The organism is Mesorhizobium sp. BR115XR7A (assembly GCF_020165315.1).
GTDB classification, from domain to species: Bacteria; Pseudomonadota; Alphaproteobacteria; order Rhizobiales; family Rhizobiaceae; genus Mesorhizobium; species Mesorhizobium australicum.
In genome coordinates, this window is record NZ_JAIUHW010000002.1 from 226,367 (window position 1) to 250,822 (window position 24,456).

Consider the following 24,456-nt stretch of genomic DNA (forward strand, 5'->3'; position numbering starts at 1 on the left):
CGGATTTGACGTCGACCGTCGACCCAATCAGCCTTCCGCATAGAACAGCCTCGAACGATACAGAGATTGATCGCGAGGCTCTGGCCCGTCTTTTGATCGAAATTGCCCGGAACGTTGATCCGGACTACCGTGCGCGACTCGACGGAGTTCCATCCGCCGATCCTCGCATGGAAACGCTGCGCCAGTTGCTGGTCAGCCGCGAAATTTCAGAGCTTTCACGAGTTACGCATCTGCTCGACGAACCGGAGCAGCTTGCCGCTGCAGTGGGCGACGTGCTTCCCAGTGCGGCCGCACGAGCCCCTCATGCGCAACTCGGTGAGGCCCTTGCGCCGGCTGTCGAAAGGGCTGTGCAACGGTCGATCCAGAAGAGCCCGCGCACGCTGACCGATATATTATACCCCGTGTTTCTTCCGGCAATTCGCAAGTCAATCGGGGAAAAGATCGATCAGACATTTCAGTCGCTTAATGAAACTCTACGACATCTATTTACCTGGCACGGGCTCAAATGGAGAATTGAGGCTTGGCGAACCGGAGCCAGCTTCTCGGAAGTTGTTCTTAAGCACTCTCTTCTTTATCGTGTTGAACATGTCTTTCTCATTAACCGAACTTCTGGGCTATTGATAGCGCATGTAGCTGCCGACAATGCGACGAGCGAAGATCCTCAACTGATCTCTTCTATGCTGAGTGCAATCCAAGACTTTGTGAAAGACTCATTCAACGAGAAGGAGCAGAGCGGCCTGGACACTATTCGTTTTGGCGACCTTCGTCTCTGGTCAGAAGTAGGACCGTTCGCGACCCTGGTGTCGGTGATCCGAGGAAACCCCCCAGAAGGATTGCATGACATAGTTCGCGACGTGTTGCTCCGTGTCCATGAGGACTACTCGCAGGCTTTAATGGAGTTTGACGGCGACGGATCGCAGTTGGCCGGCATAGAGGCGCAGCTGCAGACTTGCGTCGAGCTGAAGCAGGAGGAATCAAACCAGGGATTTCCGTGGCTGGTGGTGGGCCTGGGCCTGCTGCTGTTGGTTCTGGCAGGCGGTTGGTTCTTTCTTTCATGGCAATCCGGGCAGCGCTGGCAGGCTTATGTGTCGCGACTGGGGACCCAGCCGGGCATCATCGTTGCCGAACAAAAGATACGCGATGGCCAATTCTATATTGCCGGCCTGCGAGACCCGCTTGCCGTCGACCCGCAAGCCCTGCTGTCGGGAACGCAGGTCGATCCCGGCAGGGTCCATTCACAGTGGCAATTTTACCAGAGCCTCGAACCGGAGTTCGTGTTGAAGCGGCTGACGGCATCGCTGGCCCCGCCGGAGTCAGTACGGCTTGCCATTGTCGATAGGCGCATCGTTGCCGAGGGTGAGGCTCCCGACACCTGGATAGATCAGGCGCGCGCAGCAGCCCGACAGCTTTCGGCAGGCGGCCCGGTATTCGATATCTCAAGGGTCCGCGATGTAAGCCCCGAAGCACGCGCGGCAGAGCACTGGCAGGCCTATGTGTCGCGACTGGAGACCCAGCCGGGCATCATCGTTGCCGAACAAAAAATACGCGATGGCCAATTCTATATTGCCGGCCTGCGGGACCCGCTTGCCGTCGACCCGCAAGCCCTGCTGTCGGGAACGCAGCTCGATCCTGTCCGGGTCCATTCGCAGTGGCAATCCTATCAGAGCCTTGGACCGGAGTTCGTGCTGAAGCGGCTGACGGCGTCGCTGGCTCCGCCGGAGTCAGTACGGCTTGCCATCGTCGATGGGCGCATCGTTGCCCAGGGTGAGGCTCCTGACACCTGGATAGATCGGGCGCGCGCAGCCGCCCGACAGCTTTCGGCAGGCGGACCGGTATTCGATATCTCAAGGGTCCGCGATGTAAGCCCCGAAGCACGCGTGGCCGAGCACTGGCAGGCCTATGTGTCGCGCCTGGAGACCCAGCCGGGCATCATCGTTGCCGAACAAGATATACGCGATGGCCAATTCTATATTGCCGGCCTGCGGGACCCGCTTGCCGCCGACCCGCAAGCCCTGCTGTCGGGAACGCAGGTCGATCCCGGCAAGGTCCATTCGCAATGGCAATCCTATCAGAGCCTTGAACCGGAGTTCGTGTTGAAGCGGCTGACGGCGTCGCTTTATCCGCTGAAATCGGTTCGGCTTTCGATCGTCGATAATCGCATTGTTGCCGAGGGTGAGGCTCCCGACACTTGGATAGATCGGGCGCGCGCCGCGGCCCGACAGCTTTCGGTAGGCGGACCGGAATTCGACATCTCCAGGGTTCGTGATGTGAGCCCCGAAGCACGCGAGGCCGAGCACTGGCAGTATTATGTGTCGCGACTTGAGGCCCAACCGGGGATCATCGTCGCTCAGCAAACGGTTAGGGGCGGCCAGTTCTACATTTCCGGTCTGAGAGACCCGCTTGCCGCCGACCCGCAAGCTCTGCTGTCTGGAACGCAGGTTGATCCTGCCCGCGTTCATTCACAGTGGCAATTCTTTCAGAGCCTTGATCCAAAGTTCGTGGTGAAGCGGCTGACGGCGTCGCTGTCCCCGCCGAAATCGGTTCAGCTTTCGATCATCCAAGGTCGCATCCTAGTCGTGGGGGAGGCGCCTGCTGCGTGGATCAACCGGGCGCAGGCCGCCGCTGAACAGCTTTCGGCCGACGGAGTGGTTCTGGATGTCTCGCAGCTGCGCGAGCTGAACCTTGCAGAACTTAGTTATTTGAGAGAGGCCATCCAGACGACCGACATTTTCTTCTCTTCCGGCAAAGTTGTGCCGGGACCAGAGCAGCTGCCGGTTCTCGACAGGCTGGCGGATCAGATAAAGGAATTCGCCCAAAATGCCCGCAAGTCAGGCGTAGCTGCGCGCTTCATGCTGACCGGGCATTCGGACGCCACTGGCCGTGAGACGGCCAACGCGTCGATCAGTGCAGCCCGCGCCGAGACCGTTCGTGCGCTTCTCAACAAACGCGGCGTCGCTCCGGAACTGCTGCTGGTTCGGGGCGCGGGCACTTTTGAGCCGCTGGTGCCTGAAAACAGTCAAGCCGGGAGCTCCACCAATCGCCGGGTTTCGATTACGGTAAACCTGGACTAGGGGAGCCCAAGATGGTGCAAAGAAAGATCTGCATGCTGGGCGGGTTCGCCGTCGGAAAGACGAGCCTGGTTCGCAGGTTTGTGCAAAGCATTTTTTCAGAAACCTACCTGACCACGGTGGGAGTGAAAATCGACAAGAAGAATGTCGCACTCCCGGATAAAACCGTCGATCTGATTTTGTGGGACTTGGCCGGCGAAGACGACATCGGCTCATTCCGCGTCAGCTATGTTCGAGGTGCAACCGGGCTTGTGCTAGTCGTCGATGGAACCCGCGCTGCGACACTTGCCGTGGCGCTCACGCTGCGCGAACGGGCCGAGGCCGAATTCGGCGCAATGCCGTTCGTAGTGCTGATCAACAAATCCGACCTGGCCGATCGGTGGGCAATATCGGATGGTGATATCAACGAACTCAGGCAGCGTGGATGGCAAATCTATCTCACGAGTGCACTCTCGGGTGAGAATGTCGATGATGCGTTTCGTCAACTTGCCTTGATGGTAACCAAGTAGACCATGCACGGATTGCCCAAAGAAGTTAGCAGTTGGATTTTCAATTTCTTCTACAATGGGAACTCCGTCGCGTATCTGAAAATCGACCCTCAGCTTTGCGTGGCTGCGAAGGGCGGTAATGTTGAGCATTACGGGCTCTCCTCGCTTCGCATTGGCGAGCGTGTTGCCGAGCAGCTTGAATTCATGGAAGGTTTGCTGCCTTGCCCGGAGCTTCCGTTTCACATTGCCATGGTCGAACTGCCCAGCGGGCGTGTCGCTGACCTTCATTTTTTTGCTGACAATGGCTGCGTGTGGCTGCTCTTTCTTGACGCCACTGCCGAACGCGACAATAGGCAGCGGCTTCAACAAAAGGCTTATGAAATGACCCTCCTTCAAGAGAGGGAGCGTCAACTCAACAAGGAATTACAATCGACGAACGAGGCGTTGAGGAAGAGCCAGGAAGGATTGGCGCGTGAATACCATCGCGCCGAAACCCTGCTCCTCAACATTCTTCCGGCGTCCATCGCGGAGCGGCTAAAGGCGCACAAAAAAATTGCTGACAACCATGCAGAAGTGAGTGTGCTTTTTGCCGACATAGTCGGTTTCACAGAACGAGCGCGGAGCGTCGGAGCCGTAACGACACTCGCAATTTTGAATTACTTCTTCAAGGCGGCGGATCGGCTCTCGGAACGATACGGCTGCGAAAAGATCAAGACAATCGGTGATTGTGTGATGGTGGTCGCTGGCCTGCCCACCGCGCGTGCCGATCATGCGAAGGCACTCGCGCGCTATGCACTTGAGCTGCGTAAGGCGGTCAAGCGCGAACGCTTCGCAGGAGAACCGCTGAGACTCAGAATTGGAATTCACTCAGGGCCCATTGTCGCCGGCGTCATAGGCAAGAGGCGGTTCGCCTATGACCTGTGGGGCGAGACGGTTAATCTCGCCTCGCGTATTCAAACCTCCGCGGAGCCCGATGAAATCCGCATTTCGGATGCAACTCGCCAAATGCTTGGACCAAATTTTGCTTGCGACCCACTCGAGGAAACGGAATTGCGTGGTACCGGTCGTGTGCGAATGTGGCGGCTCCCGGCCTGATTGCCGCGCAGCAGTGCCGATCCTGGGCCCATTCATCTCAAGCCCCAAGCTGTAACGCGAAGTTTTGACCGATAGTGGCCTTCTTGTCCGCATTGCAGATGGCAGCAATGCAGTCTCCCGAAAAACTTATTGGGCGACTTGGGACACGGCTGACATCAGCTCTTGCGGGTTGGGCGCCCCAAACATGTATCGCCCACCTTCTGGCACCTCCGTGAAGCTCCAGCGGACAATCCCTTGCCGGTCCAGTAGGAACTGGCCTATCAGCTGTCCGTGTCCCGTCGCCATCATCTGCTCGTCGGCTTCGGTCACTTCATAATTATCGCTCTTGTTGAGGATTTCGGTGGCCGCAAAAGGATCCATTGGACCGGGCAACTCGCTTGGCATGTCGACCAGCATATCCTTCGCCGCTGCGATCGAAACCTTGTACGGCCAGTTGGTCTCGTTTTGGGTGAATTCGAGATTGGGCAGCCCAAAAGCACGATGCGAAGCGCGTTCAGGATCCGAGGCCGCAAGCAGAGTCGGCATCGGGTGGTAGCGGAAATAAAGACGCGCCCGTTCGATCGGTGTGTTAACCACGGTCAGGCTCTCCACGCCCTTTTCGCGCAGCTCCGGATCAAGCCGCGCCTGAGCGGCGATATGGCGCCGGCAAAACGCACAATGCAGACCTCGAAACAGACCAACCAGCACCGGTTTTTGTCCGCGAAAGTCGTCAAGCGCGATCTTGCCATCCTGGGTAATGGCGTCGAGGACCAAGTTCGGCGCACGGTCGCCCAGTTGAAGCGGTACCAAGTCACTACGCGCGGACATTTCCAACCTCCAACCCCGGCTAATCGAGAAAGGGCAGCACCACAAGCGCTTCCGGGTCGAGCCCGTGCTGGGCGCAGATACCCTGCGCCAAGGAAAAGTAGCGTTCGGCCTCGGCAAGATTGTCGAGGTCGAGATTAAGCGTTGCCAGACCATCATAGCACGGAAACAGCAGTTGGGGTTCGCCCGTTTCGCGCGCTACCTCCAGTGCTTCGTGGAACAAGCCAAGGGCCAGTTCCGGACGGCCGTTGCACTGGTGGATTTGCCCAAGCACAAGCAACGGCACCGGCAGGTGCTCTCGCTGGTCGAGTGCGCGGTCGATCTCGATGGCTTTCTCGGCAGCAGGCACGCCCTCTGTTGGACAGCGATCCGTGAAAGTACAACACGCGACCGCCAGATTGGCGAGAAGGCGCGCCTGGAAGCCCAAATCCCCAATATGGCGCGCGACGTCAAGACCGCGCCGACAGACCTCCATCGCCTGTGCGGGATCGATGATCGTGTAAAGCACGCCTAGATTGGTGTAGCCGCGACAGGCCGCTCCCAGCAGACCGGCGGCTTCGGCCAATTCAATGCTATGCTCGACCTGACGCACGGCTTCACGGTTTCGCCCAAGGCGAGCCAGTGCGACAGCCTTGGTATTGAGTGCCTCGGCGGTCACGAGAGTGGCATTACGCCCCACCTCGGAGACATGCTCCGTGGTGCGAGTGCGTACGCAATCCAACGCCGCGTCTGCCCATTTTGCCGCGAGAGCGTGATCTCCGCTACGGAACGCCTGTCGGCCACGTTCTTGCCAGAGATGCGCCTGCTCGACCGGAGCATCCGCTCCTTCGAGGAGCGCTGCCGCTGCAGCGTAGCGGAATTCTGCTTTGTCCCGCTTGCCGACGTCCCAGAGCAGCCGACCGATTTTACGCAAAACGCGCGCAGAGGCTACGCGATCAGCCGACTCACGATATGCCTGCAACGCCGCCTCGTAGTGGTGGTGCGCGATCTCGCGGCGGCCCGCCGAGCCGCTCAAATCGGCAATGCGCTCGGCAATTGTCAGTTTGAGCGGTGTTTGCCCGGTCGCCTCCAACGCAGTCAGTGCTCGCTCGTAGAAACGAAGGGCGTCGTCGTTGGCGTATATCATGCGGGCACGATCGCCGGCCGCCTGCAGGTAATGCGCGCCCTTCTCCCACTCGGCGCTCAGTGCGAACTGGTGACCGAGCACGGTCAAGTCCTCGAGCCGTTCCGGATTATCGCCGCACAGTTGCTCCAATGCAGCACCTATCCGCCCGTGGATTTCGGTCCGGCGTTGCCGGAGCAGATTCTGGTAGATCACGTCCTGCAGCAAGGTTTGCGTAAAGCGGTAGCTTTGCGACGAGACGGAGCCTGATCCGGCAACTTCCTCGATGATTTCCGCATCGCAAAGCAGTTCGCAGCCTGCTTCTAGCCGGGCGGGGTCGGCTGTCACGGTCTTCAGAAGGGTGGCATCGAAGCGCGCGCCGATTACCGCGGCTTCCTGGGCCAACCGGCGCACCTCTTGTGGCAGCCGGTCGACGCGAGCAAGCAACATTGCCTGGATAGTGGCGGGAATGTCGGTTGCGACTTCGCCTGCTACGGTCCGCCATCGCTGCCCCTCGCGCACCAGTACACCGCGATCAACAAGGCCGCGAACAATCTCCTCTACAAAAAGAGGGTTGCCACCCGCTCGGTCCAGGATCTGATCGACGAGCCCTGCTGCGGTGCTTACCCAGCTCTCGCCGAAAAGCGCCACCAGCAGGCTGCGCCCTTCATCGCCATTGAGCGGCGAAAGCCTGAGCGCCGTGTGACTGACCCGACCTGAGTCGAGCTGGCCGCTCTCCGGTGCCGAGCGATGCGTGACCAGCACCATTAATCGCGTGCGTTCCAACCTGTCCATCACGAAACGTAGTGCCTCGAGCGAAACGGCGTCGGCCCAGTGCAGATCTTCGATGACAATCAACAGCGGCGACAACGCAAGCCGCCGTTCGATGATGGTGCGGACCGCGTAGAAGATTTGCCGCCGTAGCTGCTCGGGTTCGACATGCTGCAAGGTGGCATCCGGGTCGCCAAGCCCAACCACATGGTAGAGCAAAGGCATCAGCCGCTTCGCCTCCTCGCCCTGCAGGCCGAGATCGGCAAGCAAGCCTGAGAGCTTCCCCCTCATATCGTCCCCATCGTCGTTTTGCATCATCCCGGCAGCACTGCGCACCACTGCGCCCAGGGCGCCAAATGATTGTTCGCCCAGTGGTGAGCACGTGGTCTGTCGCACGGCGACGTTGCGAAAACGGTCCTCGTCGCCGACACGGGCGACGAACTCCTTCACCAGCCGCGACTTCCCGATACCGGCTTCTCCGACGAGACGGACAAGCTGGGCCGTGCCGCCGCACGCCTGGTCAAGGCTCGCCAGCATTCTGTTGAGCTCCGCACCGCGACCTATCATAGGCGCGTTGAGGCCGAGCGCCTCGAGCCCACGCGCTGCACGCGGCTCCGCAAGCGGTGCATCCAATCGATGGACGAGCACACTGCCGGCCTTGCCGCGAAGCACGACATCACCCATCGACTCGTAAGAGAAGGCATGCCGGGTCAGCCTGTGAGTGAGTTCGCCTACCAGCACTTCTCCCGGTGCGGCCAGCGATTGCAGGCGTTGTGCTGTATTCACCGTGTCGCCGGTCACCGAATAGGATTTGGCGATGCCGATGCCTAATCGTCCAGTAACGACGGGGCCAGTGTTTATGCCAATATGAAGTAATAGAGGCGAGCCGGAATGGGGGGTGCTTTCGCCGAGCCGCGCCGTCCGGGCGATCATGTCGAGAGCGGCGCGAAGCGCGCGTTCCGGATCGTCCTCATGCGCGACCGGCGCACCGAACAAAGCGAGCAGTGCATCGCCGATGAATTTGTCGACGAACCCACCAAAATTTTGCACCGCCGCCGTCAATTCCTTGAACAGCTCGTTCTGCAGCGTTTGCATGACCTCAGGGTCGAGCTGCTCGCTGAGTGTCGTGAAGCCGCAAAGGTCGGCAAAGAGGACGGTTACCGTGCGGCGATCGGCGTCAGAGATGGGCTGCAGCCCTTCGTCGCTATCAGTGTTCGCAAGCAGCGACGGAGTTCGAGAGGGCGGCACAATGGTTCGGCTTGGTGTCGGAGCAAGCCGTTCGACGGCTTTTGCCGGCGCACCGACGCTTGCCCCACATTTCGGACAGAACCCGAAATCAGATGCGCAGAGATAACCGCAACTGGCGCATGGCACGGGCTGGCGCTTGCCACACCTCGGACAGAAAGCGTAACCGCCCTCAACCTCGAAACCGCAGCCTGCGCAGTCCATCGAGCCAGACCTCACTAGGGGCCGCGACGGCGTGTTCTCCCTACGCATTTCCCGGCCGGTGTATTCACAAGCATGAACCCATAGCGGTGGATGGGCAAGTGGCAGCGCAAATGGGCATCGGGCGATCGGGTGGGCCTGTGACAGCGCGCGCAGCCAATTCGGTTCTGCGTGGCTGTCGGTTGCAAAAGTTCCCTCTTGGTTCGGTCTTCCTGCTATCGTGAAGATAAGGAGACGGACCCTTGAGCGAGAATCGTAAGCTAGCCGCAATTCTAGCTGCGGATGTGGTCGGATATAGCCGGCTCGCGAGCGCGGACGAAGATCGTACATTGGCGAGGTTGCGGGCACTGCGCAGCGACCTGATCGATCCGATCATCGCAGTGCACCACGGCCGGGTGATCAAGCGCACTGGCGATGGGGCCCTGGTTGAGTTCCGCAGTGTGGTGGATGCCGTGCGCTGCGCCATAGAGGTTCAGAATGGTATGGTTGAGCGCAATGCCGGCGTGCCGCAAGACCGCCGTATTGAGTTCAGGATCGGCATCCATCTGGGAGATGTGGTCGAAGAAAGCGACGGCGACCTGATGGGCGACGGCGTCAACATCGCGTCGCGTTTGGAGGGACTCGCGGCGGCCGGCGCCATCTGCCTGTCCGAGGATGCCTATCGCCAGGTCAAGGCCAGGCTCGACCTCTCCGTGAGCGATCTCGGCAGCACACAGCTCAAGAACATCGCCGAGCCGATCCGGGTCTATTCGCTACAAGTTGGCAGCGCTGGGACCGCGATCCCGGAAAGCGCAACTAGCCGGCCGGCTACGGCAGTGCCGCCGAAGCTGTCGATCGCCGTGCTGCCGTTCGCCAACATGAGCGGTGACGCCGAACAGGACTACTTCGCCGACGGCATCTCCGAGGATATCATCACTGCCCTGTCCAAACTGTCGCAGCTCTTCGTCATCGCACGCAATTCGTCGTTCACCTTCAAGGGCCAGAACGTCCATGTGCAGGAGGTGGGCACGAAACTCGGCGTGCGGTATGTTCTTGAGGGTAGCGTACGCAAGTCAGGGAACCGGGTGCGCATCACCGCGCAGCTCATCGACGCAACTTCGGGCGGCCATCTTTGGGCGGAGCGGTTCGATCGCGACCTGACCGACATATTCGCCGTGCAGGACGACGTGACGCAACAGATCGTCGGCGCGCTGTCGCTTAATCTGACCGCGGGCGATCGGCAGCGGCTGGCGCCCGAGTACCCGCGCAATACGGAGGCGTATGACTATTTCCTGCGGGGCAGGGAGCTGTGGCACCGGCTGACGAGGGAGACGAACGTCGCGGCTCGCGACCTCTTGCAACGTGCCATCGAACTGGACCCGAAATTTGCCTCTGCCCACGCATTCCTGGCCCTTACCCACGGCATCGATTACCTGAACCGCTGGGGTGCGTCGCCGCCCGAATCGATGGCGCAAGCGGACGAGGCCGCAACGCGAGCGGTAATGCTGGATGGCAGCGATCCCTGGGCGCACTGGGCGCTTGCTATTGTCAAGCTGTACACACGGCGACACGATGGGGCCGTCGACGAGGCCGAGCGCGCGCTCGTCCTCAATCCGAACTTCGCCGAAGCGCACGTTGCCCTCGGCGAGGCGTTGTACTATTCGGGCAGATCCGAAGACGCCCTCGAGAGTTTTGCCCGGGGGAAATTCTTGAATCCATATTTCCCGGATGTGCTTCTCCACTTTCAAGCTTTGGCCTTGTTTCAACTTGGAAGGTACGAAGAGGCCGCTGACCTCTTGCTGCAACGGCTGGCTCGCAACGCTGTCACCGACGTATCGCGGGCGCTTCTGGCCGCCAGCTACGGCCAGCTGGGCCGTTTCGCCGAGGCCCAAGCGGCATGGCGGGACGTGCTTCGCGTCAATCCCGACTATTCGCTGGAATACCGTCGCAAAATCCTGCCCTACAAGAACCCTGCCGATTTCGAACTCATGGTGGAGGGGCTCCGCAAGGCCGGTATTGAGCAATGACAAGTGAGGCCAGGCGTCCGGATCAGACGCTGTAGGCTTGGCCGATCTTGCGCCATCGCGCGTTTTCGCGGACGAGCTTCAGGTTGTCGGTGGCCTCGGCAAATGTCCGCGAACGGTATTGCCGGAGCAGGTCCGCGAAGAGCGCCCCTTCCGGTAGGCCGGCAAGCTGCTCGCGGACCGAAATCTTTTCATCGATGACCCGGGTGCCCCAAGCATTTTCCCTTACCTGCAGCTCCGCAGCCAGATCACGCTCTTCCGGTGCGGTTTCGTCCAACGCAGCTAGGAGGATCGAGTGGAAAAGCGCTACATAGCCAATCTGTCTCAGGCCGCCGACAACCCGCACCCGCGGCAAGATGGCGAGAACCAGGAACGTCAGGAACAAGTTCGGCAGCAGCACGCCGTCAAGCAGCGCCTGCTTGAGATGCGGCCGCTCGAAGGGGATGGACAGACCATGCGGCTTATCAAGCTCGATCAGGGTCCCGTCCTCAAGAACGAGCTTGCGCACGCGCTCCTCGCGGATGCCCCAGAAATAGTCCGTGGCATTGGGGAGGAACCTGCCGAATGGGCCCGATGCGGCCTCTTGCAAGGCATGTTCGAGACGCCGACGTCTTGCGGGTTCGATGAGCAGCCTGGAAAGAAGACCGCCGTCATATTGTAGATGCCGCGCCATGGCAGCCGCGGCGAGGCGATCATCGATGAAAACCGGCAGGGCCATGCCGGAGCGATCCCAGTTGGCGACCAGATCCTCGTTCAGCGCTGTCATGGCATCGGCGGCGGTTCCAAAGACCTTATCCTGGCGGGCAAGCAGTGTACCTAGCCAGCGGCTGGCATCCGTCTCATCGCCCACCGCTTCGAGCGCGCGCTTGTTGAGGGAGACGGGACCGGCTGCGCAGGCGCTTTTGCGGCACAGCTTGTGGCGCCCCATGCCAAACAGGTTGACCTTGTCGTCACCGACATCGAGCCACCCGGGCCCCTCCCGGCCAATTGTCTCCATGGTCATCGTCGTTCCCATGAAGCCGACGAAGGCTGACAGCCCGGTTTCGACCGCGCCGAGCCAGGCAAACAGGAGGGCATCGAAGGTGGTCCGGTCCATCAGAAGCAGGCAGTGCAGACCGGACTGAATCACCGGTCTGTACTCAAACTCATCGAGGGCCTTGCCGATCTGCTGAGGCTGCATAATTACACCGAGGCGCTGATGCAAGACTTCGCGCAGGATCGAGCGGGCAGCGATCCCCGGGCTTGATACTGGCCTTGCCACCGGCCGCCACAGATGGCGGGCGTAGTCGGAAACGGGAGCATTCCAGTTCTGCTCGATGTCACGCACGACTTCCGGGCAGAGCAGCGACAGTACAGCCAGAATTTCCGCCGGAGGCGCAGGGGTTGGATCAAAGCCGTCGGTCATCGGTCCCGTCTAGCCGCTTGCGGGGCAAACGCCAAGTGAGAGCGGATCCGGGTAGTGGGTCAGTTTGAAATCAACCGCCAGATCGTCCAATAGTAGACTGCTACATGCGTCGCGTCGACCATTGCCAGTGTAGCTGCAAAGACTCCGACCAAAGTGACGGAAGGATGCCGGTCGAGCCATGACGGTGGCTGGTCGCAGTCGCCTTTGATAGCAGCGAAAATCGGTTTCCAAGTAGCGATGGCGCGAAGCCCCGTCCAAATAGCGGCCCACACGAAAACGAATTCAACGGGAAAGCCCCGAATGGCGAAATAGATCGGGCCGACGATAGACAGTAATGGAACCACAATGTTCATGCGGGGCGCGTACGGGCCGCGAACCATTGGCTTCTCGGCTTCGTTCGCCTCGATAAGCGCAACTATGTCGCTAATCTCCCAAAGCTGGTCAGTCACGCGAGCGGCCATCGCAGGCGTCACGCGCAAAGTGGCATGGATGCGCACAAAATTGTAATACATAAAATGCAGCCCGACCGCGTTGGCGTGAGCCTCAACCGTTTTGGAAAAGCCATTGGTTAGCCCCGTAAAGCGGCGCATGTGCATCCGCATGGTGAGGTTCTGGCGTTCGGCAAATGACGTGCTGACATACTTGAATTTCAAACTGACCCACTACCCGGATCCGGCACGAATTGTCTACGTCAACGCCATAAACTAGGTTGTCGGGGACGATGCAATGAGCCTCCGATTGCGTGTTGTCGCGGTCCCGGCACTCCGAGGATACCTGCTGTCGACCGCGCTCGTGTCGCCAGCAGCGTTGATAAAAGCGGATTTTAGAACCGCAGCCGGGCCATACTCAGGAGGTCGCGGTACTGGCCGTCGGTAAAACCGGCCTTCACATGCCGGCCTTCGACCTCGAAGCCGTGGCTGGTGTAGAGGTGGATGGCCGGTTCGTTGTCGGCATAGACGCTCAATTCGACCCGCTTCAGGGCGCGCCAGTTGTCGGCCACGTCAAGCAGCGCGCTAAGGATGGCAGAGCCGATACCTTTGCCGACAAAGCCGTCGTCTAGGCCGATATTGATTTCGCCGATATGTGAACGGCGCGGCGAGCTTTGCACGACCAGGCTGCCATGGCCGACGACCTTGCCGTCCAATTCGGCGACGATCCAGGTGTCTTCCTGGCCGGACTTGGCGATGCGCCGCTCAACCTGGTCCACCGTCTCGAAGGGCATCCTGAACGTGCCCCAGCGGAAGCCCGGCATGTTGAAGATCGCGCAAAGCGCCTCCGCATCGCTTCGCCGGACGGCCCGGAGCTGCGGCTGGATCTTCTCGGATGGCGAGGTCGTGCTGGTCATGGCTTCCTGGCGAAATGTATCGGCCCCTCACGATGCACCGGACGTCACCTGAAAATCCAGCCGTCTTTGCCGCCTATGCTGTCGAATGCAAACCAAAATACCGAAGGCCGGTGTAGAGTTTTAAGGCGCCGCTGATGCCGATCCAGCCGAAAAGGGCGAGCCAGCTCAATGTAGCGGCCGCCGTCCAGTCGATCCGGTGCACCGCGCCGTCGGTGATGACGAGGCCAAGGATGGAAAGCAGGCCTACCAGAAATTGCGCCAGGCCTAGCACCAGAAATTCTTCGCGCGGCGCGCTTTTCCAAATAAGGTAGGTGCCGCCAGCGCCGGCGAGGAAGATGGCGCTATAGACCTGGGCGTGGAAGGGATCGACCGGCCATGGCCAGGTGCTGCTGACCATAGCGGGAAACAGCAACATGCCCAAGCCATAGAGCCCAAGGACCGCCATTTCCGCCAACATGTAGCTGCGCCATGCCGGGCTTGGGGTCACGCCACTTGCTGGCTGACGGGCCCTGGCCCGCCACAGGAACAGCCCCGATACGGCGGCCGAACCAAGATAGACCAGAAACCAGAGCCAGGCCGCTTTTCGCTCGAAGTCGAAATAGCCGAGATTGATCAACGAAACCGCCGACACTATGAGGGTGAAGATGAACGCCATGACCAGCACGAGCCTGCCCGGCGACCAGCGATTCCAGAATAAGAGCGCCGCCATCACCGCCATTTCGGCGGTGTAGAAGCCGCCGAGAAAGCGGGCACTGAACGGCGTGACGGGCCAGGGCCAGCGCGGCTTGACCAGCGCAGGCGCGAAAAACAGGCCGGCGCCGACGATGAGGACAATAATGACCCCAGCCGAGAAAAGCCGTAGCGACGCGGGAAGTGGCGGGTTGTTGGATGTCGGCACGGGAGAAAGCCCCAAAGATGAATGCCCCATGCACCCATCATAGTGCCGCTTGCGGCCGGTGAAAATCCGCCGCATGCAAATTGAGCTGTCATCAGATCTATCCATTCGAATGGCCGTTCGATCCCTTTCGACGTAAGATGGGGTGCGCGGACCGAAGCCCGGTCCGGCCAATACGCCTCGGGGCGCAATTTTCCGGAGCCTGCACCATGACCGAAGCTCAGGATCTGTTCTCACTTCTGCGGCAATCGACCGATGTCGAACCGCAGGCAATCGATGCGATCCGGCGAACCATCGCCGAGGGCAAGGACCGCGAGCTTTGCCGCATCAATGGGCTGGCCTTCGCCAGCAAGAATGGGCTCGACGAGGAACGCACCATCAGCGCCTTTCTCCATGCGGCGCGGGTGGGCATCTTCGACATTTCCTGGAATGTTCTATGCCCGGGCTGCGGCGGCGTGCTCGACACCAACGCCACGCTGAAAACCATGCAAAAGGACGAATACACCTGCGCGCTTTGCTCCGAGGGCTATTCGCCAACCCTCGACGAGATGGTCGAGGTGACATTCACCGTCAGTCCACGCATACGCAAGATTGCCGCCCACACTCCACACGAACTGCCGTTGGTGGAATATTTCCGCCAGATCTACTTGGCGTCCGGCGCCGACCTGCCGGAAGAAGATTTGGCGGAGAAGATGGAAGCATTCTCGCTGGAGGATATCGAGCTTGCGCCCGGTGAAAAGGCGGTTCTGCCCATACAGCTTCCGCCTGAATTCGTCATCGTGTTCGAGCCGGTCACGCATTCAGCGCAGTTCATCGACGCTAAGGGCGAACCAACAAAAGAGCGCCGAAGCCTCTCCTTGGTTTTCGACCGCGACCATGTCCAGAACCAGACGTTGGAGATGCAACCAGGCCCTTTGCGCATTTCCCTGGAAAACAGGACCGAAACCCGCGTGCTGCCGACGGTCTTCATCGCCGGCCACGCATTGCACGATTTCCTGGGCAAGCGCCGGCCCTTCCTGACCGCCAAGCGCTTGCTCACCAACCAGACGTTTCGCGATCTCTATCGCACGGACACGCTCGATATCAACCAGCGGCTGAAGATCACCAGCCTGACCTTCCTGTTCACCGACCTGCGCGGATCGACCGAGCTTTACGAGCGGGTCGGCGATCTGTCAGCCTTCGATCTGGTGCGCGAGCATTTCCAGGTGCTGCACGAGATCGTCGCGGCGGAGGCGGGCGCGGTGGTGAAGACGATCGGTGATGCGGTGATGGCGACCTTCGCGACGCCTGATCGTGCGGTGGCCGCGGCGCTCAGGATGCGCGATGCCATGCGTGGGCTCAATGGAAAAAGCGGGCGCGAGGACCTGCTGCTCAAGATCGGAGTCCATGCCGGCCCTTGCATCGCCGTGTCCATGAACGAGCGGCAGGACTATTTTGGCCAGACAGTCAACATTGCTTCACGGGTCCAGAACCTGGCCAACGCACAGGCGATCTTCGCCACCCGCGCGGTGATCGACGACAATCTCACCGCCGATCTGTTGCACAGGAACGCGCTGACGCCCGTGCCTCACGAAGTCTCGCTGCGCGGCATTGAGCGGGAGATCGCGGTGTATACAATCCCCTGAGGAATTGCAGGATGAGTGCGAAACGTTTCCGGGGGGAAAGGCGGGCGTAGCGCTCTCGCTTGGGAACTGTGTTAAAACAAAGAGCTGGAGCAGCGTTATGGTAGAGCGCTCTCGGCCGCTCACAAGCGCTTGCAGAGGAAATAACGATCGGCAGGCTCCGACGTCGGCGCCGGAAGGCGTTGCAGCAGCGGGTGATCGAGCGGCGTGCCGCTGACGGCGAAGCCGCCAACGCGAAGCAGGCTCGCAATCAGATCGGGAAGCCAGGTAGCGGTCACTGCATCGCGATCATCATAGCCGGTCCCGATGTCGGCATGAACAAGGGCGGCCTCGATGCCAATGAACTTGCGGCCGGTTTCGCGTATTTCGCCGAGCACGAGGTTTTCAGCTTCGGGAATTGAGCTGGCGTGTGCGCCGACTTCGCGGTCGAACACCACGATCCGGCGCCCGGGCAGGCGCTCGCGCAGATGGTGGAAGGTCCGGCCATTGCCGAGGCCGAGCTCGAGCACCAGCCCTTCCATCCTCGCCACCTCGGGGCAGACGTGATCGAGAATGTCACGCTGTGCTGTCATCCTGCTGATGAAATTCTCGAGACGACTCATATGCTTTTTGTATCCTGAACCAGATCAAGAGATCGGCTATGCCCGCGACACGACCTGTTCACGAGTGCATCCCCAAGGCGACGCGCTAAGCTCGATTGAGTGTCGGCACATATAAGGGCGGACGATGAACACTGCAACAAGTACGGCCGCAGGGATCATAACGGGTGGAACAGGCGGCACAGCGTGCCGCCTGAATAGCGATCTCACTTGTAGGGGTCTGCGGCGTCCCGCAGGCCGTCGCCGAGGAAGTTGAACGCCAAGATGACGAGAACGACCGGGAGCATCGGCAAAAGTAGCCATGGATAGAACGCGATCACGCTGACGCTGCGCGCCTCGGTTAGCAGGATGCCCCAGCTGGTTGTCGGTGGCCTCAAGCCCAGCCCAAGGAAGCTCAGCGCCGTCTCGCCCAGGATCATGCCGGGTATGGAGATCGTGGCGGTCGCGATCAGATGCGACATGAAGCCGGGGATGAGGTGCCGCCGGATAATGCGGCTGCTGCTGGCGCCCATCAATTGTGCCGCCAGAACGTAATCCTCCTCGCGCAAGGCCAGAAGCTTTGAACGCACGGCCCGCGCCAGTCCGGTCCAGTGGAGCAGCCCGAGGATGACGGTGATGCCGAAATAGATCAGGATTGGGCTCCAAGTTATCGGCATGATCGCCGCCAGAGCCAGCCATAGCGGAATGCTGGGGATCGATTGCAGAACTTCGATTATCCGTTGAACGATCAGGTCGAAGATACCGCCGTGATACCCAGCCAGTCCGCCTATGACAATGCCAAGCAGGAAGCTGAAACTGATGCCGACCAGGCCGATTGTTAGTGAAATGCGTGCGCCATAGATGATACGCGAGAGCACGTCGCGCCCCAGCCTGTCCGTGCCGGCCAGAAAGAGCTGGCCATTTTCGGCAGGACAGAAGAAATGCCTGTCACCTTCGAGGAGGCCCCAGAACCGGTACCTGTCGCCTTTGCAGAAGAAGCGAATCCGCTGAACGTCATCCTGTTCGTCGATGTAGTTGCGCTTGAGTGTGTCCATATCCAGCGTCATCTGGCGACCATAGACGAAGGGCCCGACAAGCTGGCCGTTGTGGAACAGGTGTACCCGCTGCGGCGGCGAATAAATGTAGTCCATGTTGCGCGTGTGCAGATTGTAGGGCGCTATGAATTCGCAGATCAGTATCCCGAAATAGAGCGCTGCCAGAAATATGCCGGATACAAGAGCAAGCCGGTGCCGTCGGAATTTCCACCACATCAGCCGCAACTGCGACGCCTGAAAGACCTTCGACTGCTCGGCCGTCATCGCCTCGACCGATTGCAGGTCAAAGGGCGCGATGGAAACATAGTGTTGCAGTGGGGCACCCGGAGCGGGCAGGGGCGATTGCTTGTTCATTTGGTGCTGCCGCCCTGCAAACGAATTCGTGGATCAAGCAGCGCCAGCGCCAGGTCGGAAATCAGGACACCGATCACGGTCAGAAAGGCAAGGAACATCAGGAAAGACCCTGCCAGATACATATCCTGGCTTTGCAGCGCTCTGATCAGCATCGGCCCCGTCGTTTCCAAAGACAGCACTATCGCGGTGATTTCGGCACCGGAGATGATGGCCGGCAGGATAGAGCCGATGTCGGAAATGAAGAAATTTAGCGCCATACGCAGCGGATATTTGACGAGCGCCCTGAAGGGATGAAGGCCTTTGGCGCGCGCGGTCACGACATATTGCTTGTGAAGCTCATCGAGCAGATTGGCGCGCAGCCGCCGGATCATACTTGCCGTGCCGCCGGTGCCGATGATCAAGACCGGGATCCACAGATGGGCGAGGATCGACTTCGCCTTGGCCCAACTCATTGGCTCACTGAGATATTGCGGGTCCATGAGATGACCGATGGAGGTGCCGAACCAGATATTGGCGAAATACATCAGGATCAGCGCCAGCATGAAATTCGGAATGGCCAGGCCGAGAAGCCCGAACAGAGTAAGGCCGTAGTCGCCCCAACTGTATTGATGAGTGGCGGAGTACATGCCGATCGGAAAGGCGATGAGCCAGGTGAAGATGATCGTGACGAAGGAAACCAGCACGGTCAGCCACATTCGGTCCCCGACGACGTCGCGAACCGGCAGCTCATATTCGAAGGAATAGCCGAAATCGCCGTGCAGCATCCCGCCGACCCAGTAGAAGTAGCGAATGACCGGCGGCTGGTCGAAACCATATTCCTTCCGCATCATTTGGATGCGGTCGGAATCTACCGCTTCGCCCTGGGCCCGAAGCTCGGAAATGTAACTGTCGAAATAGTCGCCTGGGGGGAGCTCGATGATCGTGAACACCAGGGCCGATATGATCAGCAGCGTTGGAACCATCACAGCAATGCGCCAGACAATATATCGAAACACGCTCAGGACTCTCCAAGCCAGAATGTATCGGGCATGTAGACACCGAAATAGGCGGTCGGGTCATAGCCGTAGAGGGCCTTGTCAGGCAGATTGCGCAGCCGTGAGGACGCCAGAACCGGCTGATGCGTTCCGTTCACCGTGCCGATCGAAAACACCTGATCGGTATAGATCGACAGCATTGAATTCCAGATCTCGGCGCGCTCCGCGGCCTCGGTCGATGCGTTCCAGCGCTTGAGCAGAGCCATCAACTCGACCACAGGCGGAAGATCGGGCGCCTCGCCGAGCGTGCCACGAGACAGGTAGTGAGCGCCCCACAGCGGCCATTGCAGCTGGTCGTCGATGGTGGGGGCCAACTGGTACGGATTCATGTCGGAGGTCGGCACGCCATTGTCGATGCCCGACCACATCGACATCATGATCTGGCCGCCTAGCGCGCGGCTGCGGAAGATGTCGCGCTGCGAAGTGCGGACGAACAGGGCGATGCCGATCTGACGCCAGTGATCGGTGATGAGTTCGAGCGCGTCGGTTTCCAGCGTGCTTTCGCCGGCCGTTTCCACTATGATCTGCGCCGGGCGTCCATCCGGAAGTACACGCAGGCCATCATCGTCGCGTTTTTGAAGCCCGACCTCGTCGAGCAGCGCGTTGGCTTGGTCGGGATCATGGGCGACCCAGGCCTTCGCGAATTCCGGCCGGTAGAGCGGGCTCTCCGGCAGGACCGTATCGGCACTTTCCCGCGCTAATCCGTAGAATACTGCCAAATTGATCTCGCGCCTGTCCACAGCGAGGGAAAGGGCGCGGCGCACGCGCACGTCACGAAAAAGGCTGCGCCATACCTTGTCGGCACAATTCAGATTGGGCAGCAGCGCCAGCCGGGAACCCTGTGTGCGTCTCCACAGATGCATCTTCACCGGGTAACGCTTCTCCGTATCCTTCAGGAAAGAGTAATCGGCGAAGTCGATGCCCATGCATTGCAGGTCGCTCTCACCCGCACCGGTCTTGGCGGAAATGATCGCCGATGAGCTGACATTCAAGACAAACCGGTCAACATAGGGTAACTGCCTGCCATTCTCGTCTATTCTATGAAAGAACGGATTTCGCTCGAAAATGAACTGCTCAGCCGGCGGCTTGGTCCGGTTCTGCCAGGGATCGAGCGTCGGCAACTCCGGGTTCTCCGGGCGATACTGCCGCGACATGCGGATATGCAGGAGCGTCCATTTCTGGACCCGGTTCTCCGTCATTAGGCCGGCGAGCCGGAACGGATCTTGGTATTTCTTGTGGAACTGCTTGAGATAGGCGGCCGGCAGAACAAGCGATAGCGGCGAGGCAGCAGCGAGCTTGGGCAGGAAGTCGGGATTTGGCGCCTCCCAACTGTAGCGGACCGTCAACGGGTCGACGATCTCGAAGCGTGGCGGCTTGCCATCTGCCACCAGGCCCGGAGCAAGCCCGCCTGGCGACAGCTCATCGTTCAGCCAGACATCTTCCCAGCAATAGCGGAAATCTTCCGACGTCAACAGGCTGCCGTCAGACCATTTATGTCCCTCCCGCAGCTTGAATGTGAAGACACGATCATGCGCGACGTCGAAACTTTCGAGGATGTCGGGTTGCATGTTCAGCTTTTCGTCATAGCCGACCAGGCGAGCATACCCATAGATCGTCATTATCCGGATATCTTTCTGGCTGCCGATGATCGTGCGCAGCGTGCCGCCATACTGGCCGGGTTGCCGGCCCATCGCAGCCAGATTCAATACGCGCGGGCTCTTGGGCAGGCGTTCGGCGAGTGCCGGCAGCGCCCTGGCCGTGAGCTGCGGCTGAAGAAACTCCGGCTCCAGATCGCCTGCGCGTAACGTGCCCGGCACAAATGCCGAAGCCATGAGCCCAAGGGCAGTGCGCCGGCTGATCAAGATCGTAGCTCGCTGACATTGGCCGAACGTCGGGCCAGCACGAGGTGGCCGCCGCCAAGGTCGAGCGGCGACAGCACATCCTCGTCGCCCTCGTCGCGGAATTGCGGTCCCCATGCGCTCTTGTCGGAAGCACCGCTGAGCTTCAGCGTCTTGAAATCCATTGGCCTGTCGAGATCGGGAAACGGTACTGCGGCGACCAGTGAGCGCGTGTAGGGATGGACCGGTTTCCTAAGCAGAATTTCGCGCGGCGCAAGCTCGACGATACGCCCCCCGCACATCACCGCGATGCGGTCTGCCATGTAGTCCACCACCGCTAGGTTGTGGGATATGAATAGGTAAGTCAGGCCCAGTTCCTTCTGCAGGTCCTTCAGGAGGTTCAGAATCTGCGCCTGGACAGAGACATCGAGCGCCGAAACCGGCTCGTCGCAAATCAGCAGTTCAGGCCCCAGCGCCAACGCGCGCGCGATGCCGATACGCTGACGCTGCCCACCGGAGAAACTGTGCGGATAGCGCTTGATGAAGCGCGGATCGAGCCCGATTGCCTGCATAAGGCTCTTCACCGTGGCTAGTCGGGACGCGGCATTACCTCGTTGATGGATTTCCAACGGCTCGCTCAAGATGTTCTCCACCGTCATGCGAGGTGAAAGCGATGAAACCGGATCCTGAAATACCATCTGGATTTTCGCGCGCAGCAGGCGCAGGGCGCCCCTGTCGCCTCCCAACACGTCGATCGGTCCATCGCGGCCATTGAAAAGCACAGAGCCGCCGCTAGGCGTGACAGCTCGCATGAGCATCTTGCTGACGGTGGTTTTGCCGGATCCGCTTTCGCCGACCAGACCCAGGCACTCACCCCGGATGATATCGAAGCTCACGCCGTCCACGGCGCGAACAGACGTTTGATGATCCCCGCCGAACCATCCCGACTTGCGGATGGTGAAGGTTTTTTTCAGCTCCCTGACCGATAGCAGGATGTCGTGCGGCCCCTTCGATGCCGGCGCCGTCTGTTTGCCAAGCAGGTTCTCGACATTCACCGGCACCTCGCGCAGCGCCTTTAGCCGTTCACCAGGCTTCAGGTCGAAATGCGGAACGGCTGCCATCAGGCCCTTCAGGTAAGGGTGACCTGGCCGGCGGAATATCGCCTCGACAGGTCCCGCTTCCATGATCTCGCCATGGTAAATGACGACCACCTCGTCGGCGACATTGGCGACCACGCCCAGATCGTGGGTGATCAGCAGCATCGCCATATTCAGCTTGCTCTGAAGCTCGCGCAGCAGTTGCAGGATTTGCGCCTGGATGGTGACGTCCAACGCCGTCGTCGGCTCGTCGGCGATCAACAGGGCGGGCCGGCAGATAAGCGCCATGGCGATCATGGCGCGCTGACGCAATCCTCCCGAAAGTTCAAATGGATACATGTCATAGGCGCGCTTGGGATTGGGAAAGCCGACAAGGCTGAGCATTTCCTCGGTCCGCGCCTTGCGCTCTGCCCGAGCCATGGGCGTATGGATCTGCAGCGATTCGCTGACCTGGTTGCCGATCGTGTGCAGCGGCGAAAGCGATGTCATCGGCTCCTGAAAGATCTTGCCGATGCGGCTGCCTCTCAACGCCCGGATTTCGGGTCCATCGCGCGGCATCTGCAGGATATCCTGTGTCGTGCCGGGCTTTTCAGGATCGGAAAACAGGATACGGCCACGAACATGGGCTGTGTTCGGCAAAATGCCCATCACTGCCTGGCTGAGAACTGATTTTCCGGAACCGGACTCGCCGACAAGCGCGGTAACCTTGCCGGGAAGGACGCGAAGATTTGCCCGCCTGACTGCATGCAAGGGTCCCCCGATAATGGCAAAAGAGATGCCAACATCTTCGACCCGCAGCAGATCAACGCCCGAATTCATTCTCACCAGCCCACTTTGCCGGCCTGCCGGGCGGCAAACCAGAAAGTGAGACTAGCGTATTGCAGGCTTAGAGCAACTTGGATTCGAAAGGGTTGCCAGCGGCGAACCGGGCGACCGACATAACAAGGTGTTCGGATCAGATTGGGCCGGGCTACTGGAGCTTCCTCGGGTCGCCCGGCGACAGCCGTGCGGCATCGCGATGAAGCAGCATGACCTGCTCTGCCTCCGATCTCCGGTCGTAGATCGCCTCCAGCGCACTCTCTTCATCGAGCGCGAGAGCGCCCGACAGATCTGGTGAAAGCACCGTCAGCTTCTGCTTGAGCCCCGCCAGTTCCTCGCTGCCGAGCGTCAGCCAGCTGTTGGCGCCGCAATAGCTGGCGAAGTCCTTGCTGGCGAGAACGCGGTGCGGGTATTTCTTGGTCAGGGTCTGGAGACGCTGGACCTCGTTTACAGCCGAGCCAAACACGGAGAATGTGAGCCGGTCGGTAAGCCCGACATTGCCGAACATCACGTTGCCGACATGCAGGCCGATGCCAAATTTTATGTCGGACAACCCTTTTTCCTTTCTTCGCAGATTGAGCTCCATCATGCGCGCAGTGGCCTTGTGCGCTGCCGCCAGAGCAGCCTGGCAGGCGATCTCGGACTGCGAGCGATGCCTTTCGCAAGGATAGACGGCAATGAAGCCATCACCTATGAAACTCATGATCTGCCCGCCTTTGCGATTGAAAGGTGCGGCAATGGCGTCGAAAAATTGGTTCAGCGTATCGATGTAGATTTCGCGGCCCGACGTTTCGGCAAGCCGTGTCGACCCGCGCATGTCGGCCATGACCAGTGCGGCCCGGATTGTATCGCCCTCGCCGCGCTTGATCTGGCCGTCCAGCACGCGTCTGCCGGCGTCACCGCCGAGATAAGTGGTCATCATGTTGTCGGCCAGCTTGGTGAGCACCGCCATTTTGGTTGCGATGGCGAGATGGTTTTGGATGCGCAGCAGCGCCGAAATCATGCTGTCGCTGAAACCTGAAGCACTGTCGGTCGACCAGGACCCGATCATGCCCTGACTGGTATTGCCGTTGAAGGGATGGACGAAAGCCATGTAATCGGTCACGCCCATAAGCCTGAGTTCATCGAAGACAGGAAATTCCGACGGGACCGACGGGTCGAGACGACGCCGCAGATGGTCGAGCTTGTTGCTGAGCAGATGGTAGTATGGGCTGGTCAGGAACGTGTCGGAATGAACGCCGTCCTTTTTGCGGAAGCCTTCCACTTCCATGCCTTGGCCGCGAAGCCAGGTGAAGCCAAGCGCGTCATAGAGCGGATGAAGCATCGAAAAGCTCAAATGCACCCGCTTCAACGGCAGGCCGGCAGCAGCCAGCCGCTCGCAAAACCCCTTTACCAGTGTTTCCAGCTCGTTGCCTGCCAGCGCCGACTGAGTAAGCCAGTCGGCAACCTTATCCATGAGAATTGTGGAAATTTCTGCTCGCGCCATGCTCATACCACCTCGAAACCCGTCGACTGCGATCCGCCATAACACAGTCCGCCAGCGACCCAAAGATACCCCCAAGTCAACGGTCGCGTGCGGCGGCAAAGGCGAAGGAATTCCCGAATGACTGTCGTTGCAACCAAGGTACAGCTTAACT

At 60.0% G+C, this 24,456-nt stretch carries 16 protein-coding genes and 1 pseudogene; 5 read left to right on the forward strand and 12 right to left on the reverse strand.

Annotation, left to right across the window (positions count from 1 at the left end; all coding sequences use genetic code 11):
• The first annotated feature begins 5 nt into the window (after positions 1-5).
• Genes LB557_RS05240 through LB557_RS05250 form a run of 3 tightly spaced genes read left to right on the forward strand, consistent with a single transcriptional unit; the run spans position 6 to position 4,651 of the window.
• Complete coding sequence (locus LB557_RS05240; RefSeq protein ID WP_224641729.1) at positions 6-3,071, forward strand: OmpA family protein; 3,066 nt, start codon at positions 6-8, stop codon at positions 3,069-3,071.
• Positions 3,072-3,082: 11 nt separating this feature from the next.
• Complete coding sequence (locus tag LB557_RS05245) at positions 3,083-3,577, forward strand: Rab family GTPase (RefSeq protein ID WP_140661355.1); 495 nt, start codon at positions 3,083-3,085, stop codon at positions 3,575-3,577.
• Positions 3,578-3,580: 3 nt separating this feature from the next.
• A complete protein-coding gene (locus tag LB557_RS05250; RefSeq protein ID WP_224641728.1) occupies positions 3,581-4,651 on the forward strand; it encodes an adenylate/guanylate cyclase domain-containing protein in 1,071 nt (356 codons plus the stop codon).
• Between the two features lie 126 nt (positions 4,652-4,777).
• On the opposite strand, the gene LB557_RS05255 is transcribed toward LB557_RS05250, so the two are convergent.
• Positions 4,778-5,458, reverse strand: coding sequence for a redoxin domain-containing protein (locus tag LB557_RS05255; protein ID WP_140619026.1), 681 nt, complete (start codon positions 5,456-5,458; stop codon positions 4,778-4,780).
• Positions 5,459-5,477: 19 nt separating this feature from the next.
• The gene (locus LB557_RS05260; protein WP_224641727.1) at positions 5,478-8,777 is read right to left on the reverse strand and encodes an ATP-binding protein; all 3,300 of its coding nucleotides are present in this window, start codon (positions 8,775-8,777) and stop codon (positions 5,478-5,480) included.
• A gap of 239 nt (positions 8,778-9,016) precedes the next feature.
• On the opposite strand from LB557_RS05260, the gene LB557_RS05265 reads away from it, so the two are divergent.
• Positions 9,017-10,780, forward strand: coding sequence for an adenylate/guanylate cyclase domain-containing protein (locus LB557_RS05265; RefSeq protein WP_140619028.1), 1,764 nt, complete (start codon positions 9,017-9,019; stop codon positions 10,778-10,780).
• A gap of 22 nt (positions 10,781-10,802) precedes the next feature.
• On the opposite strand, the gene LB557_RS05270 is transcribed toward LB557_RS05265, so the two are convergent.
• From LB557_RS05270 to LB557_RS05285, 4 genes and pseudogenes are all read right to left on the reverse strand, one after another.
• Positions 10,803-12,182 (reverse strand): hypothetical protein, encoded by a 1,380-nt coding sequence (locus LB557_RS05270; RefSeq protein ID WP_224641726.1) that lies wholly within the window; start codon positions 12,180-12,182, stop codon positions 10,803-10,805.
• 401 nt (positions 12,183-12,583) lie between these two features.
• Positions 12,584-12,826: pseudogene (locus LB557_RS05275) on the reverse strand (IS1 family transposase); the annotation flags it as partial.
• Between the two features lie 179 nt (positions 12,827-13,005).
• A complete protein-coding gene (locus LB557_RS05280) occupies positions 13,006-13,527 on the reverse strand; it encodes a GNAT family N-acetyltransferase (protein WP_224641724.1) in 522 nt (173 codons plus the stop codon).
• Positions 13,528-13,600: 73 nt separating this feature from the next.
• The gene (locus LB557_RS05285) at positions 13,601-14,530 is read right to left on the reverse strand and encodes a hypothetical protein (protein WP_224641722.1); all 930 of its coding nucleotides are present in this window, start codon (positions 14,528-14,530) and stop codon (positions 13,601-13,603) included.
• 101 nt (positions 14,531-14,631) lie between these two features.
• On the opposite strand from LB557_RS05285, the gene LB557_RS05290 reads away from it, so the two are divergent.
• On the forward strand, positions 14,632-16,047 hold the full coding sequence (locus tag LB557_RS05290; RefSeq protein ID WP_224713022.1) for an adenylate/guanylate cyclase domain-containing protein: 1,416 nt from the start codon (positions 14,632-14,634) through the stop codon (positions 16,045-16,047).
• A 119-nt stretch (positions 16,048-16,166) separates the two neighbouring features.
• Here the strand turns inward: LB557_RS05290 and LB557_RS05295 are convergent, their stop codons facing one another.
• The 6 genes from LB557_RS05295 to LB557_RS05320 all read right to left on the reverse strand — a co-directional run bounded on the left by LB557_RS05295 (position 16,167) and on the right by LB557_RS05320 (position 24,311).
• Positions 16,167-16,646, reverse strand: coding sequence for a class I SAM-dependent methyltransferase (locus LB557_RS05295; protein WP_224643683.1), 480 nt, complete (start codon positions 16,644-16,646; stop codon positions 16,167-16,169).
• Positions 16,647-16,849: 203 nt separating this feature from the next.
• Positions 16,850-18,031 carry an ABC transporter permease gene (locus tag LB557_RS05300; RefSeq protein ID WP_140661348.1) on the reverse strand — a complete coding sequence of 394 codons (1,182 nt, stop codon included), beginning with the start codon at positions 18,029-18,031 and terminating at the stop codon, positions 16,850-16,852.
• On the reverse strand, positions 18,028-19,026 hold the full coding sequence (locus tag LB557_RS05305; protein ID WP_140619040.1) for an ABC transporter permease: 999 nt from the start codon (positions 19,024-19,026) through the stop codon (positions 18,028-18,030). Before LB557_RS05305 ends, LB557_RS05300 begins: the two co-directional genes overlap by 4 nt.
• 2 nt (positions 19,027-19,028) lie before the next feature.
• Positions 19,029-20,897, reverse strand: a complete 1,869-nt coding sequence (locus tag LB557_RS05310) for an ABC transporter substrate-binding protein (protein ID WP_411970522.1) — start codon at positions 20,895-20,897, stop codon at positions 19,029-19,031.
• A 26-nt stretch (positions 20,898-20,923) separates the two neighbouring features.
• A complete protein-coding gene (locus tag LB557_RS05315) occupies positions 20,924-22,819 on the reverse strand; it encodes an ABC transporter ATP-binding protein (RefSeq protein WP_224713023.1) in 1,896 nt (631 codons plus the stop codon).
• Between the two features lie 151 nt (positions 22,820-22,970).
• On the reverse strand, positions 22,971-24,311 hold the full coding sequence (locus tag LB557_RS05320) for an adenylate/guanylate cyclase domain-containing protein (RefSeq protein ID WP_140619044.1): 1,341 nt from the start codon (positions 24,309-24,311) through the stop codon (positions 22,971-22,973).
• Between the last annotated feature and the right edge of the window lie 145 nt (positions 24,312-24,456).